General features: G+C 50.6%; 14 protein-coding genes. 9 read left to right on the forward strand and 5 right to left on the reverse strand.

What is annotated here, in order from left to right; genetic code table 11:
- Positions 1-262: 262 nt before the first annotated feature.
- From KQX66_RS22430 to KQX66_RS22445, 4 genes are all read left to right on the forward strand, one after another.
- Positions 263-1,690 carry an MFS transporter gene (locus KQX66_RS22430; protein WP_216795038.1) on the forward strand — a complete coding sequence of 476 codons (1,428 nt, stop codon included), beginning with the start codon at positions 263-265 and terminating at the stop codon, positions 1,688-1,690.
- Between the two features lie 28 nt (positions 1,691-1,718).
- On the forward strand, positions 1,719-2,636 hold the full coding sequence (locus tag KQX66_RS22435) for a nucleoside hydrolase (RefSeq protein ID WP_216795039.1): 918 nt from the start codon (positions 1,719-1,721) through the stop codon (positions 2,634-2,636).
- Between the two features lie 217 nt (positions 2,637-2,853).
- Positions 2,854-4,197 (forward strand): amidohydrolase family protein, encoded by a 1,344-nt coding sequence (locus tag KQX66_RS22440; RefSeq protein ID WP_216795040.1) that lies wholly within the window; start codon positions 2,854-2,856, stop codon positions 4,195-4,197.
- 757 nt (positions 4,198-4,954) lie between these two features.
- A complete protein-coding gene (locus KQX66_RS22445; protein WP_216795041.1) occupies positions 4,955-5,431 on the forward strand; it encodes a hypothetical protein in 477 nt (158 codons plus the stop codon).
- A 431-nt stretch (positions 5,432-5,862) separates the two neighbouring features.
- Here the strand turns inward: KQX66_RS22445 and KQX66_RS22450 are convergent, their stop codons facing one another.
- Complete coding sequence (locus KQX66_RS22450; protein ID WP_216795042.1) at positions 5,863-6,114, reverse strand: hypothetical protein; 252 nt, start codon at positions 6,112-6,114, stop codon at positions 5,863-5,865.
- 325 nt (positions 6,115-6,439) lie between these two features.
- Between KQX66_RS22450 and KQX66_RS22455 the strand changes: the two genes are divergently transcribed.
- Positions 6,440-6,667, forward strand: a complete 228-nt coding sequence (locus tag KQX66_RS22455; protein WP_216795043.1) for a transcriptional regulator — start codon at positions 6,440-6,442, stop codon at positions 6,665-6,667.
- Positions 6,668-6,947: 280 nt separating this feature from the next.
- The gene (locus tag KQX66_RS22460; protein WP_216795044.1) at positions 6,948-7,202 is read left to right on the forward strand and encodes a LexA family transcriptional regulator; all 255 of its coding nucleotides are present in this window, start codon (positions 6,948-6,950) and stop codon (positions 7,200-7,202) included.
- A 691-nt stretch (positions 7,203-7,893) separates the two neighbouring features.
- On the opposite strand, the gene KQX66_RS22465 is transcribed toward KQX66_RS22460, so the two are convergent.
- Both KQX66_RS22465 and KQX66_RS22470 read right to left on the reverse strand, forming a co-directional pair.
- Positions 7,894-8,658 (reverse strand): NRDE family protein, encoded by a 765-nt coding sequence (locus tag KQX66_RS22465; RefSeq protein WP_308647262.1) that lies wholly within the window; start codon positions 8,656-8,658, stop codon positions 7,894-7,896.
- 91 nt (positions 8,659-8,749) lie between these two features.
- The gene (locus KQX66_RS22470) at positions 8,750-9,778 is read right to left on the reverse strand and encodes a pyridoxamine 5'-phosphate oxidase family protein (protein WP_216795045.1); all 1,029 of its coding nucleotides are present in this window, start codon (positions 9,776-9,778) and stop codon (positions 8,750-8,752) included.
- A 196-nt stretch (positions 9,779-9,974) separates the two neighbouring features.
- Here KQX66_RS22470 and KQX66_RS22475 point away from each other — a divergent pair, with 196 nt between their 5' ends.
- Both KQX66_RS22475 and KQX66_RS22480 read left to right on the forward strand, forming a co-directional pair.
- Complete coding sequence (locus tag KQX66_RS22475; protein WP_216795046.1) at positions 9,975-10,262, forward strand: nitroreductase family protein; 288 nt, start codon at positions 9,975-9,977, stop codon at positions 10,260-10,262.
- Between the two features lie 73 nt (positions 10,263-10,335).
- The gene (locus KQX66_RS22480; RefSeq protein ID WP_216795047.1) at positions 10,336-10,839 is read left to right on the forward strand and encodes a MarR family transcriptional regulator; all 504 of its coding nucleotides are present in this window, start codon (positions 10,336-10,338) and stop codon (positions 10,837-10,839) included.
- A 197-nt stretch (positions 10,840-11,036) separates the two neighbouring features.
- On the opposite strand, the gene KQX66_RS22485 is transcribed toward KQX66_RS22480, so the two are convergent.
- A complete protein-coding gene (locus KQX66_RS22485; protein WP_216795048.1) occupies positions 11,037-11,534 on the reverse strand; it encodes a DinB family protein in 498 nt (165 codons plus the stop codon).
- A gap of 353 nt (positions 11,535-11,887) precedes the next feature.
- Positions 11,888-12,757 carry a sigma-70 family RNA polymerase sigma factor gene (locus KQX66_RS22490; protein ID WP_216795049.1) on the reverse strand — a complete coding sequence of 290 codons (870 nt, stop codon included), beginning with the start codon at positions 12,755-12,757 and terminating at the stop codon, positions 11,888-11,890.
- A gap of 389 nt (positions 12,758-13,146) precedes the next feature.
- On the opposite strand from KQX66_RS22490, the gene KQX66_RS22495 reads away from it, so the two are divergent.
- The gene (locus KQX66_RS22495) at positions 13,147-13,788 is read left to right on the forward strand and encodes an NAD(P)H-dependent oxidoreductase (protein ID WP_216795050.1); all 642 of its coding nucleotides are present in this window, start codon (positions 13,147-13,149) and stop codon (positions 13,786-13,788) included.
- The last annotated feature ends 264 nt before the right edge of the window (positions 13,789-14,052 follow it).

A 14,052-nucleotide genomic window follows, 5' to 3' on the forward strand; every position in this document is an offset into this window, starting at 1 on the left:
TAGAAGAAATCCTCTAGCTTACCTTCGGGAGCTTGAAAACAAACATAGTATGCTGGTTATTCCGCTGTAGTTTTTTTAGAAATTATCAAGAACATTGTTCCGCATATAAGAACAAAGATTTTGCCCGTTTGACAAGGAAATATGATAGCGTTTTCTTGATTAAACCAAGACAAGGAGGTGATCCTATGTCATATGCCCGGTATAGCGATGGCGCGGCGGCACGGATAAACGTTTTTTAAACTTTATGGGGGAGTGAAAGAACATGGGTCAAGACAGACAACCGGATAACAGCAGCGTGAATTCCAAGGTCATCCTCATCGCGATGCCTTGGGTCATCTTTTTACTCTTCATGCAGGTGTTTAATGAAAACGTTTTTTCGCTGGTCACGCCGAAAATCGCGGAAGATTTCGCGATCACGCCGGGGACCGTCAGTTGGGTCGTCACGATCGGCGGGCTCATTCTTGGCGTCGGCGGAGCCATCTATGCGGCGCTCTCCGACAGCATCTCGTTCCGCAAGCTGTTCGTCTTTGGCGTCATTACCTTTGTGGCCGGTTCGCTTCTGGGCTTTATTGTTCAGGGCTCGTTTGTGCTGGTCGTCCTGGCCAGAGCCATTCAATGCATGGGGGCGGCGGTTATTCCCGGCTGCTTCATCGTGCTCGTGCGGAGATACGCTCCGAAAGAACAACAACCTCTCTACCTCGGCTACGGTACCGCCATGTACCAGTTATCGGCCGGCATCGGCCATATTATCGGCGGCTACGTCGCGAAATATTTCTCGTGGACGTTCTCGTTCCTGCTTCCGCTCGTCGTTCTGATAACGCTTCCCGTATTCTTGAAGTATCTTCCGGACGAAACCGGAAAAAAAGGCAAGCTCGATATCATCGGCGCGATCATTTTGACCGTGCTTTCCACCGTTCTCATTCTGGCGGTGACGAGAAAGGATATGGTCATCGGCCTGATCGGACTCGTGATTCTTGCTTTCTTTATTCTGTATTCCAAGAAACGAACGGACCCGATCCTGGATTTGTCGGTGTTCCGCATTAAAACGTACACCCCTCTGCTGCTGGTGTCGATTCTGATCTATTGCGTGCAGTCCGCCTTTTTCTTTATTTTCCCTTTCTTCATTCGCGACGTGTACAGCGCGGGGATCGAAGTGATCGGGCTTATGTTCGTTCCTGCGAACTTCGGGGCCTTCATTTCGGGGATGCTTGCCGGAAAAATCACGAATAAAATCGGGAAACTAAAAGCATTTTATGTGGGAACAAGCATCGTCTTGGCAGGGATGCTCATGTTCGGTATTTTCCTCGGGATGAATATCATTTATATGTGGATTGCGCTGGCCTTGTTTGGGATCGGTTACACGATCATTTACTCCGGGTTTTACACTTCGTTTACAGGTCTGCTGCCTGACGATCGGGTAGGAATCAGTATGAGCGTCTACAATCTGATCACCAAAATTATTTTGTCCCTGTTCGTCGCGCTGGTCGGCATTCTCATTTCCCAGGACACGCTGGACTTCAAGCTGCTGCCCGTGCCCGAAGGCTTGAAGCATGTGCACCTGTACAGCAACGTATGCTTACTATTCTCGCTGATGCTGGTGGTAGGCATGGTGCTGTTCGAGGTGTTCTACGGGAGAAAAGAGCGGCAAAGGCTGGCAAGCGAAACGATCGTGGAGCAAGAGGCCGTATAGGATGGAAGAATAGAAGGGAGAGAATATCATGCAAAAAATGATTCTGGATGTAGATACCGGGATTGACGATGCTTTGGCGACTGCTTATGCCGTCTCGCTGCCGACGGTGGAACTGCTGGGCGTCACGACGACTTACGGAATGGCCCCGGTGGATTATTCATGCCGCAATTCGCGCAAAATTCTCGAAGTGCTGGGTGCAACGGACATTCCTGTGTTCCGAGGCTCGGAAAAACCGCTGCAGCGCACCCGGGAATACAACGGCAAAATTCACGGTACCGACGGGCTCGGCGAGACGTTAGGTCCGGTCGAAGGTCCGGTCTCGTCTTCGCAGCATGCGGTAGATTTCCTCATCGAGCAAATTTATGAGCATAAGAAAGACTTGACGATCGTCGCCACCGCACCGCTGACGAATCTGGCTGCCGCGCTTATGAAAGCGCCCGAAATTGCCGGAATGGTCGGCAAAGTCGTCATTATGGGCGGAGCCGTCACGACCCCGGGCAACGTAACCAAATTCGCCGAAGCCAACATTATCATCGACCCGGAGGCGGCTAGTATCGTACTGGAGTCGGGAATGTCGATCACGCTGGTGGGGCTGGATGTGACGAGAAAAACGCTGCTCACGAGAGCGGACGCGCAGCAATGGCGGGAAAAAGGCACGCCGGCCAGCACCTTTTTTGCCCAATTTACCGAGTTTTATCTGGATGCTTACAGCAAGCTCCATCCTTATCTGAAAGGCTGCGCGCTCCATGATCCGCTCGCCGTCGGCGTCGCGGTCTATCCGGATCTGGTCCGTACGGTGCCGATGAATATTAAGGTGGATCTGGAAGACAACGCACTCGGCCGGACGACGGAGGATTTGTACCGGACAACGGAGCCGACGACGCTCGTGTGCATGCAAGTCGACGCGGAACGGTTCATGAAGGATTTCTTTGCACATGTTGTCTGAGGCGGGACGGGTAGGGCTTCGCCGTGGGCAGGTGCGATGATAGGGCATAAGTGACAGCGCCGCCGCGGGGGTTAATCGGGCGTGCCGCCGGTATGGTACGTGTACGAACGTTCGGCAGGTTAACGGCAGGGGAACGGCTAAAATTTTTTTTGTATGGGTAGGAGAACGATGTTCTTATATGGAGGACAAATAGAGAATGTGAGGGGAGCCTGCTTAAATGCTTATGAAGTGCGATATTTTGATCAAACATACCGCCTTGATGACTCCCGATTTCGAGATTGCGGAAGGGCAGTCCATTGCGATTCACGGCTCGCGGATCATCGAGATCGGCGCCTATGACGAACTGAAAGCGAAATACGAGCCGGTGCACCTTCTGGACGGAAAAGGAAAGCTGTGCATGCCCGGCTTGGTCGATGCGCATACGCATACGTGTCAGCAGCTTTTGAAGGGGCGGACGATAGACGAGCTGCCGATGATCTGGTCGCGCATCCTCGTTCCGTTCGAAGGAAATCTGGACGAGCAGGACGTCCGAGTCAGTGCGGAGCTGAGCTGTCTCGAAATGATCAAGTCGGGGACGACGGCCTTTGCGGACGCCGGCGGCGTGCATATGCATCAAGCGGCGGAGGCGGCCGTCCAATCCGGCATGCGGGCCGCGATCACGCGTTCCGCCATCGATATCGGGGACTTTCTCCCGGACTCGATGAAACAGCCGATGCAAGACATTATCGACAGCAACGAATGGTTGTACAAGACATATCACGGCGCGGGCGATGGGAGAATCCAGATTTGGTTCGGCATCCGGCAGGTGATGTCCTGCTCGCCCGAGCTGATCCAAGCCGCGGCCGAGAAGGCCAGACAATACAACACGGGCCTGCACGCCCACTTGGCGGAGCATCGCGACGAGGTGCGGTACTGTCTGGAGAAGTACAAGAAAAGACCGGCGGAATATCTGGATTCCCTCGGGGCGCTGGGCCCGAACCTGCTGACGGCGCACAATGTGGTCTATTCCGAAGGCGAGATCGACTTGCTCAAAGAACGGAACGTCAACATCGTGCATTGCCCGCGGGTCAACTTCAACAGTCACGGCATTCCGAAAACGCCGAGAATGATGCAAATGGGCATGAACATCGGCATGGGAAGCGACGGGTCGTCCTCTTCGAATCTGAGTCTTTTCGACGAAATGCGGGTGTTCCGCTCAGGCATCCACATGTCTTGGGGCCTTCCGGTGTTCGACCCGGTCGTGCTCCCGGCCAAGGAATTGATCAAGATGGCCACGATCGGCAGCGCGAAAGCCGTGCTGCTAGGGCATGAGATCGGGACGGTCGAGATCGGCAAGAAAGCGGACCTTATTCTTATCGATATCGATCAACCGCATATCTCGCCGTCCCACAGCTTGATCAACATGATCGTCGAATCGGTGACGAGCAGAGATGTCGAGGACGTCATCATCGACGGAAAACTGGTGATGAAGCAGCGGAAAGTGTTGACGCTCGACGAAGAGCGCATCCTTTATGAAAGCGCGCAGCGAATGAAATCGACCGCGGAAAAAGCGGGAGTGTAGCGGAAACGCCGCGGTAGTCAGGTTTGTCCTGTGCCGCGGCGTTTTTTGTTTGGGCCTGGGGGAGTCCTTATTTTGAGCCCAAAATGCCTGTGCTTCCTCGTCGATGTTTCAATTCCTCGTAGGTAGGTTCAAAACATCAACCGTAAACGACGTTTACGCGGGAACTTCGGTATTTCAATTCCTCATAGGTAGGTTCAAAACCGCAAGGGAACTAAACGCCAAAGTATAAGTGAACGTGGGGAACAAGAAGATTCATTATTTTACACGGTTTATGTTGTCGTCGATCCCCCGGTTTTTTTGCGGGATTGGGGGTCGACGACAATATGCTCGGCCAATCATTACAATTTCGAAGATACTTGTCTCTAACCCTTATCGTAAACAACTACCCGACGGCTGTACATCTAAGTCGCGAAGGTGATTCACGTCCGGCTGACGAATCAGCTAGTCGGTGTTCGGAAGGAGCTGCTGCAGCGCGGGATACGAGAACAGAAGATCGATATTGATCATAAGGAAGCGAAAGCGCTGATTGGCGAGAAGATCGGGCGGTACATGCGAGAGGTTATTGACGAATTGAAGAGGAAGTCTAGGTAAGTGCATCCGACGAGATTCTAGGAAATTTCGACTTATTTCGACTTATTTTGCGCAGGATAATGTCGCTTTTCTGCGAGATAATCAAAAAGATCAAGATCAAAAGGGGAATATTGTATATTGGTCATGTCCAGACTGTCTGGACAAAATTCTGAAGGGAGCCATTATTATGAAGAAAATTGCATCCTTGGCTTTACTGGCGGCTTTCTCGGTCGTATCTATTGTGCCTGCTGCAAATGCAGAACAAGTATCGTCTCGCGAGATTAATCCAAGCGCAACAGTTAATGCTGAATCGAATCTGATTACCCCACAAGCGAAGTCAACAAACATGCATTACGAAGGCACTTTTGCTTCAATATCTACTAATCTCGTCGTCAAAAAAAATATGATTGTTGATGAGGGTAGATATGTAACAGTGACTGCTTATGCAACATATCCAAAAGACACTCAACTCTACATGCAACTTCAAAAACGAAATGGAAGCTCTTGGGATATGGTCGAAGAGGACATTTTCACCAATACTAAGAAGGCACACACGTTCTCTAAACTTAAAGCGGGTACTTACCGAGTTCAATTGTGGTATAACGGTGCTCCAGGTGGTAAAATCACCAACGGCACAGTGAAACTCGACTGGGCCGGTGAATAGATTCTTTTATCAGAAAGGCATCTCATTCTAGAGATGTCTTTTTGTATCCTGCTTTTGCAAGACAAGTTCTCCCGCTACCACGCTGCGCTACATTCCGATGGCCTCCAGTTCGACGCAGGGGCATGAAGCCGGAAACAGATTCCGTCTTCTCCCGGTATCGTTGCGTGTTATCTTCATTCTACGAACCTCGCTTCCCGCATTATTTGGGGGCTGAAGCCCCCGCGCTTATATTTCCTCCTTCGTTTCAACAATCGCCGCTGCGATCTTAAATCCGTAGCTTACGCCCTTGGCAAATTCCTGCCCGGCTTCGTCGGTCCGTTCCGATGCTTCAGCTCCCCAAAATTGTTGAAGGAACTGCAAGTCATTATAAGTTTTCGCAGCTCATCGACCATGATACTGTGTGCCTCCTTTAGCGGACCCAAGTCCCCGGCCTATGCTGAAAGCTTCATTGCGAGACTCACGATTCGTTCATTATGTTGAACCCAGTTTTTTCTTAGTAGATCCATTTCATTAGCGGAAAGCCTGCCGGTCTTTTCTGCTACGTCCAAGGCCCAATTTACGAGGCTCGATTCAGCATCAAGGTAAGCATTTTCCACTTGCTCAACCAGATCCCAATTTTCAGATTCAACCGCCGCGTCATATACTGCTTTTGCTGTCTCATATGCTTGCTGAATTTCATTCATGGTCCGTAACCTCCTGCAACTATTTCCGATTCCGTAAAGCCTGAATAAGACCGACAACCGAGAGGACTAAAACTGGAAACCAACGATCCAAAAGAGTTTGTCCACGCCTAATCCCTCCATTTATTTTAATCTTGCTTTATGTTAAGATTGGGAGGAGAGGGCCGGGTCGCATCCGACCCTCTCGGAGGAACCTATTTACGTTTGCCGGGGTGGCTGCGTTTGGTTCCTTTTTTGTTGTTCTTGCGGCTGCCGTTTTTTAATGAAATGATGGCTGTTACTAGCTGGATCAGCGCCGTAAGAATGTAAGAGAAAGGAGGTACGGATCATGGTGGAAAAAAAGCAGAACGCCGCCACGCGGGCGAAGGAAAAATACAATGCCGCTCATTACGACCAGGTTAAATTCGTCGTCAAAAAGGGCGGGCGGGACACGATCGATGCCGCTGCGGAGCAGGCCGGAATGAGCAGGAACGCTTATATCCTGAAAGCGATCAAAGAAAAAATGGAGCGAGACGGATTTGACGGTTATCTCGATTTTGCGGCGGAGGAAGGATAAGGAACTGTCTTTTTTTGTTGCGTGTTTGCATTTTGTTCGCGTATAATTAATGCGAACAAATGTTCCTATAAGGAGGCGGACACATTGGAAAAGCAAATGTTTCCATATGTTGGCCAATAGGTCGAAATCATCTACCTTGGGAATGACGGCAGCGTGACACAGCGAAGGATTGCAGTTCGGTCAGTTGAACGAGGCAGGGTCAAAGCGTTTTGTTTCCAGCGGCAAGCGCCGCGAGTGTTCAAACTGGAGAATATCCTCGCCGTACAACAGGTGGTGCGCCATGCTGGCTGATGCTGAAAGGAAAGTGCTGCGGATCATTGCGAATTATTCGGCTGGCCGTCGAAGGATGCCTTCATTACTGGAGTTAGAGAGGAAAACGGGAAAGAGTCAAAAAAAGCTATTGGAGACTTTGGCGGAGCTGGCGAAGGAAGGTTATATTTCTTGGACCCCGGCCGATCCTGAACGGATCACGTTGATCCAAGCGTGGGAACGTGAGGACAGGGAAAACTGGTGGCGGATGTACGGTTCAATGTGAATCCAGAACCATGGCGTCAAGGTGGAGTTGGGGGCGGATTGGGGACAAACTTCACTTGGATTCACAAAAATTCACTCGGATTACGAACAGATACGAACGGGAAAAACCCTCGATTATCGAGGGTTTTAAAGATTTACTCGGATTCAATATAGGTACATTTCAATTTATGAGGAATTGAAACCCGCACCCATTGGTTCGATGTTAACTTCGAAGTTGAGTTTTGAACGTACCTATGAGGATTGAAACCGGGTCGTCTCCTGAATGAATTGCTTGGACTCATCAGTTTTGAACGTACCTATGAGGAATTGAAACCTGATGCACTTAATGTGGATGATATCCACGGGGTGTATCGTTCTGAACGTACCTATGAGGAATTGAAACATCATATGCCCGTCGCCTTCCTGAATCTCGCCATCTTGCGTTTAGAACGTACCTATAAGGAACTGAAACAAACAAACTGCACTAGTTCCTGACTGGCAGATTATTTAGATTAGAACGTACCTATGAGGAATTGAAACTCCGCCGCTTTATTCAGCCAGTATAGTGAGCATGGCGTGCATGACCAATATTTCGTTGAAGGAATGAACCTGGGCTCAAGTGGAGGTCATTCCGCTCGATTATGCGCCGTGGCGCGGCCGAACAATGCAAGCAAAAAAACCTCTCGAGATCGTCTCGAGAGGCTTTACGGCGATTAGAACGTAATCGAATGTCTGCGGTCTTGGATGCGTTCGCCGGAACGTGTTCGTTCGACATAGTGAAGCTTGTTGTCCGTCATCAATAAAATCGTAGAGCTTCTCGTACCATAATGATCGCTCCGAATGTAAATCGAAGAGAGGAGACGCTCCCACTGCAGCGGCACGCCGGTGGCAGGCAGTGCATCGTCAGGTGCCGGCTCCGCGTCCTCAAGCAGTTCAAACAACGCATCGACCCGGTCCTCCCGAACGTCCTCCAGCTGCGCTCCCAGCTCTTTCTTCCCTTTCGTTACCTTCGGCCAATCGGTGTCCAGCAGATGGTTGCTTACGCCGTACACACCGGGTTGGAGCTTTTGAATCTCATGACCTATGTTCGAATAATAATACAGCTCGTTGGGATCGCCAACCAATAAGTTATAGCCCGGATATTCCGTCCGTTCGTGGGCGGCGCGTTCCGCATAAGCCTGGGGCGATTCGTTCCCGACCAAATAGCTGGAGACCAACTGTCCGCGGGAGCGCTTACCCTCGGCTTGCTCCGCAGGATCGCGATAATTCGTCAAGGCCGCGAATCGGCCGCTGTTTGTCACACCCATCCACGTCCCGTTCCGGAGCAAATCCCGTCCGGCCAGCACATGAGGGTGATCCGTCCAATGATGAATCGGCGCCGTCGGACGTGCGTAAAACTCATCGCGGTTCGCGGCCAGGACGAGTTGATAAACGGGATGCATCCGATAAGCGAACAAGATTAAACACAAGCCAATCACGGCCTTTCCGCATCGTTGTCGTATGCATTATAACATCTGGAAGAGCAAGCGAAAATATCCCAAATGAAAGGCCCAAACCGATAGCGCCGGATTAGTAGAGGTTGTCCTTGTATTCCTTCTTCAGATCCTTCTCCAACTGATCCTGAAACCCGGGCTTCGACAGGGCTTCGCTCGCGAGTTTCGCTTCTAAACTCTTGTTCTTGTTCATCTTCATATGTTCGAGGAATATCTTTGTGGGCTGGATACCGTGAGCAGGCTCTGGTACCGGCCAGAGCTTGGCACGCAAGAGAGCGGGACTCCGGCTCAACTCGATATTGTTGCTTTCGATGGCGATAGCCAGAGCCGGTGTCTTGCCCTGAACGACGAAGCTTGCGCGTATTGCCTCGTCAGTCGTCATCCGGGCGGTTCCCGAGATGCGGGCAACATAGGACGACCCTGGGATCAAAAACAATGCCGAGACATGCGGCTGCACGATGATGTTATGGAAGCTGTCCGTGCGGTGATTTCCAGGCCGATCGGCGAACCAAACGCAGCCTTTTTCAACACGCGCCATTTTGTCGGCTGGATCGCCCTTCGGACTCAGGTCGGCACGGCCGTTTGCATCGATTGTCGCCAGTGCCATAAAGCGGCTGGCGCTAACGAAGTTAACGGCGTCCTGCGGCGAGCTTTCGTCGGGTGTGGCCGTCCAGAAATTGGAGCGGATTATCGCCTTTGCGCAATGACCAAAGCACTCCTCAACGCGAATGCGAATCTCACCGTCGATTACATCTACAACCCGGCCATTGACGCGCATCGTTTCCCCGGTGCCAGGAAGCAGGAACAGTGAACCGAAACCCGTGCCGGGTCGAGCTAGTATAGGGTCGTCGAGCATCGCGGCTGGCACTCGAAGCTCGTGGGTATCGGCAGTTACAAAGCCGGAATCGCCACCGCCTAGGGTGACTCCGATCTGTTCGCCTTCGCCGAACCCGGCGAATAAAAGTGGCGATGCGGCAATCCAACGTATCGCGCCTTCGTCAAGATGGTCGATTGCCTTTAACGTCATCAGAAGCGGAATCTCGCCCACGACCGCCTCAAGTGCTTCGACCGTGTCGATCACGGTTTTTGGATTGAATAATTCCATTACCACCACTCCTCGATAATCATATTTCCACACGATGCTTAACCATACAATCCACGACATGAATGCTGTTAGGTGTAGGGGAAACGTCTACGTCGCTTAATATTGTTTACAAGTAAATAATAAATGAACACAGCGCACTCTGTCAATTTTTTCATTTCATGTAACAATCAACCTCATTGGAGACGGAGTGGTAGAGATGAGAGCACTTGTAACGACTGACGAACCGCTATTGATTGTCACTGTCGATTTTGTTATTTTTGTTTATAAGTTAACAATTTTGGGGTGTCTTCATAGAGCGATGACGAAGCACAAGAATCATTTACGGCGGAGCATTCAAAATTTCAAGCTGCCCGCACGGGAAAGGAAGCTCGGAGTAAACGTTTCTTTCGATGAATGGGTGTTTGACCGTGAATATTGCCGAAGGCTCGGCGTGCCGGACAAGGAAAGAAGAATTGTGGCTGTTCTCGACGGTTTGCTGCGATAGATGATGACCGGTTGTGATATAGTATTTGAGTAAACGTATCAAAATGGAAAACTTCGAAGGAAAGGGATGCGCAATGGATTCTTCCGAGGGAATTAAGCGATTGATTTACGGCCAGTTTCTCCATTTTTCTCATTTGATCGAGCAAACGGTCGAAACCGAGTTGGATGAGTTCGCCGATCAGGCGAGGTTGCTGGGACTTGCCGCGTTTCCGAACAATTTGACCAGCATTCACGTCATCGAGTGCATCGGCAACCACGAGCCGATTAACAATACGTCCATTGCCGACAAGATGAACTTGTCGAAAGCGGGTATTACGAAAATCTGCACCAAGCTGCATGCAGAAGGATACATCAAGCGAAGCCGGCTGAACGACAACAAAAAAGAAGTGTACTTCAGTCTGACATCCAAGGGCAGACACGTTTTCGAAGCGCACGAAGCGATGCACGCAAAGATCAATCGCCGATTTTTAAGCATTTTGGACTCGTTTTCGGAAACAGAGTTGCAGGCGGTGCTGAAGTTTTCCCAGAAGATGATCGATCATCTAAACCAAGGGCTGAAGGGAGACCCGGGACCGTGACTTCGTTTGCATTTCTTGTGCCAGTGATGCCCGCTTACGGAGATGGAGGTGTCGTTGCAGACTTGCCGAGGGTCGCCGGGGGTGGGATCAAAGCTGGTGTTCTCGTAGATGCGGTTGCGTATATTAAGGGTCCGAAAAAAGCAGCCGCAGAGCACGGTGGTCATGCCGATGCTCTGCGACTTTTTGGCTGCGTTCGTTCATTTGCCTTCGTCGTCGGCCGAGGGACCGTAAAGGCCCGGCACCGGAAGATCGAGAAGCCGCAAATAAACCCCGAGCTGCGCCCGGTGGTGGACCATGTGGCTTAATCCGAAGGTGCGAAGCGCGATCGCCCGCGGTTGACGCAGGATGATATGGTCGCCGTTCCGCAAGGTCCATTCCTCGCCGAGTGTTTTCTCGTCGCATTCGGCTAACAGCTTTTCAAGCTTGGCGACGTTTGCGTCGAATTCCTCCAGCACGTCTTCGCGTCTTTCCAAAGCTTCCCGCCGAAGCGGTACGGTCGAAAGATCGAATTCCGGGTAAAGAAAAATCGCGGCTTGCCAGTTTAGCAGGTTGATCAGGTGCGTGGCCAGCCCGCCCAGCGTCATCGATTTCACGTGCGGCTTCCATGTCATATGCTCCTCGGGCAAGCGCTCCAGGATGCGGCGCGTAGTGGCCAGCTCATGCATGGCGTCTCCGATGATCAGTTGTTTCACCATAGATTCCCTCTCCTCCCTTATATAGCTAGCATACTATAAACCCGGTCGAGTGGAAAGCTTGTCGATTCATAACCATTTTCTATAATGAATGAAATAAGTACAAAGATGGTCGTTTCTTTATTCCCTGCCCGAACGAAAGGCCACAAAACCTTATATAACCTGAAGAATTCTGTTTTGTTAACGGCCATGGAATCATCCCTCTCTTCAGCATCTTTTGCCGCACCTTCTCTGGCCAAGCCGACAACTATGCAAGACCGGTATCTGAATGAGGTAAGATCTACGGGAAAGTTTCATCCTTCATTGCCTTATCATCAATCGGAAGCTGTAAATGGTGTATTGTATGGGGCGCATGTTCAATCGCCCAATACGGCCAGATCAAGCTGGCTTACGCGTTCGGGATCGGAGATCAGGTCGACTTCGGTTATTTTTCCATGATGCACTGTAAATTGGAGTACATAGAGCAATCGGCCTCGTGGAGCCGCTATAATTCCTACTTGTCCGTTCACGAGGGCGAGTTGTGCTGCTTTCTGAGCACGTCCCGAAACTTGTTTTGCTAGTGCGGCCGCTCCCCGCGTTACTCTCGAAGATCCGGTTTGACGGTCGTCGTGAAGGATAGCGTCCGGATCAAGCGCATTGACAAGAGCATCGAAATCGCCGGAGTGAGCCGCCGCGAGAAAAGCTTGAACAACGTTGCGTTGGTGATCCAAGTCGGCTTCCGGCATGGCTTTCACCCCGCGAATTCGGCGGCGTGCCCGGCTTGCAAGTTGTCTTGTGGCGCTCTCCGATTTTCCTACAATAGGAGCAATCTCAGTGAAGGGCATGGAGAAGACATCGTGCAGCACGAACGTGATGCGTTCTGCAGGATTCAAATTACCGAGCACGACCAGCAGGGCAATACCAACAGAATCGGCCAATACGGCTTCTTGTTCGGGATCGATGATATACTCTTGGCTTGTCAAAGTATCGGGCAAATGAGTTTCGATCGATTCTTCACGCCTGGATTTTCGCGATCGTAACATATCCAGGCATATACGCGAAACAACGGTGGTCAACCATCCTCCCATGTTCTCGATGCCTCTTCCATCCGCGCGACTAAGACGCAACCAAGCCTCCTGTACTGCGTCCTCCGCTTCACTCAATGAACCCAGCAATCGATAAGCCACGGCTTGAAGGTGATTCCGGTGTGCTTCGAACGTATTCGCCAATCCAACTTGTTCGTTCATCGTTCAATCCCCTCGCACACAATAAAAGCCTCTATAAGTACTGACGAATGAAACCGGAACAATGCGACAAGACGCCGATGATTTGTTGATTTTTTCTTTTCCCGAAAAAATGTTGTCACACTTCCCATGGGGCGATCCGTCAGCATAGTAACGAGCCAAAAAACGGTTCTAATCCAAATTAGAGGAGTGCTGCGCATGGAATCAAGAATGGATAGTCCTGTTATGATCGTACCCGATGCGTCCCAAGCTTTACAAGCCCTGGGCCGATCGCCGGGATCGCCACAGCCAACCTCTGGAATCGACTAAACGTCTCTACGAGGCAGATCGCTGCCGTTTCCGCGGGCACATAATCGCAACTAAAAAAATTAGTGAAAGTGGGGACTTCCCTTATGGCAACCGTGTTATATATTACGGCAAATCCGCATGGTGATGAAAAATCATACGGTATGTTAGTAGGCAAAGAGTTCGTAAATGCGTATCGATTGGCAAATCCGCATGATGAAGTGGTCCATCTTGATCTGTATAAAATGGATATACCGCAGCTTGATCAAGATGTTTTTAGCGGTTGGGGAAAGCTGAAGGAGGGGCTTGCCTTTGAAAACTTGACTAAACCGGAGAAAATGAAGCTAGGCCGTATCGGCGAGTTGGTTGACCAATTTATTGCCGCAGATAAATACGTATTTGTTACTCCGATTTGGAACTATTCGTATCCACCCGTTATGAAGTCATACATCGACTCCATTTGCATAGCAGGGAAAACCTTCAAGTATTTACCGGATATCGGCCGGGTTGGCTTGCTGAGCGATAAAAAAGCCGTGCATATTCAAGCAAGCGGAAGCTTCTTGTCACCAGGCTCGGAGGATGCAGACTTGGAAATGGCTCACCGGCACCTGAAGGTCATTATGGAATTTGTTGGAGTTCCCAGCATTGAGGGGATATTTGTTGAAGGGATGGCTGCGAAACCCGAGCAAGAACCTGCGATAAAAGAAAAGGCTATTCAACAAGCGCGTGAGGTTGCTCTAAGATTCTAAGTTTGAATAAATGAAGAAAGTGGGTCATGCCTTCGGGGCGTGGCCCATTTTCATAGTGATTGGAACCATTTTCCTTGGACTTCAACGTAGTTGCCAGAGGATTGCCTCCTTGATTATCTTGAGTCGTATGAACCATTTTTATCTTCGTCGGGGCTTTCACCGCCTTCACCCGTTGCTGCCGATGCGGGGTTGTAAAAAACAACACTAGGGCATCATGAACAACCGGCACCGGCGAGCCAACTCCATTTGACCTTCACGACCTAA

Origin of the sequence: Paenibacillus oleatilyticus (assembly GCF_018998565.1) — a bacterium.
GTDB classification, from domain to species: domain Bacteria; phylum Bacillota; class Bacilli; order Paenibacillales; family NBRC-103111; genus Paenibacillus_G; species Paenibacillus_G oleatilyticus.

Coding starts and splice junctions, on each gene's coding strand:
- KQX66_RS22430 (WP_216795038.1), top strand. CDS start 263: ATGGGTCAAGACAGACAACCGGATAACAGCAGCGTGAATTCCAAGGTC.
- KQX66_RS22435 (WP_216795039.1), top strand. CDS start 1,719: ATGCAAAAAATGATTCTGGATGTAGATACCGGGATTGACGATGCTTTG.
- KQX66_RS22440 (WP_216795040.1), top strand. CDS start 2,854: ATGCTTATGAAGTGCGATATTTTGATCAAACATACCGCCTTGATGACT.
- KQX66_RS22445 (WP_216795041.1), top strand. CDS start 4,955: ATGAAGAAAATTGCATCCTTGGCTTTACTGGCGGCTTTCTCGGTCGTA.
- KQX66_RS22450 (WP_216795042.1), bottom strand. CDS start 6,114: ATGAATGAAATTCAGCAAGCATATGAGACAGCAAAAGCAGTATATGAC.
- KQX66_RS22455 (WP_216795043.1), top strand. CDS start 6,440: ATGGTGGAAAAAAAGCAGAACGCCGCCACGCGGGCGAAGGAAAAATAC.
- KQX66_RS22460 (WP_216795044.1), top strand. CDS start 6,948: ATGCTGGCTGATGCTGAAAGGAAAGTGCTGCGGATCATTGCGAATTAT.
- KQX66_RS22470 (WP_216795045.1), bottom strand. CDS start 9,778: ATGGAATTATTCAATCCAAAAACCGTGATCGACACGGTCGAAGCACTT.
- KQX66_RS22475 (WP_216795046.1), top strand. CDS start 9,975: ATGAGAGCACTTGTAACGACTGACGAACCGCTATTGATTGTCACTGTC.
- KQX66_RS22480 (WP_216795047.1), top strand. CDS start 10,336: ATGGATTCTTCCGAGGGAATTAAGCGATTGATTTACGGCCAGTTTCTC.
- KQX66_RS22485 (WP_216795048.1), bottom strand. CDS start 11,534: ATGGTGAAACAACTGATCATCGGAGACGCCATGCATGAGCTGGCCACT.
- KQX66_RS22490 (WP_216795049.1), bottom strand. CDS start 12,757: ATGAACGAACAAGTTGGATTGGCGAATACGTTCGAAGCACACCGGAAT.
- KQX66_RS22495 (WP_216795050.1), top strand. CDS start 13,147: ATGGCAACCGTGTTATATATTACGGCAAATCCGCATGGTGATGAAAAA.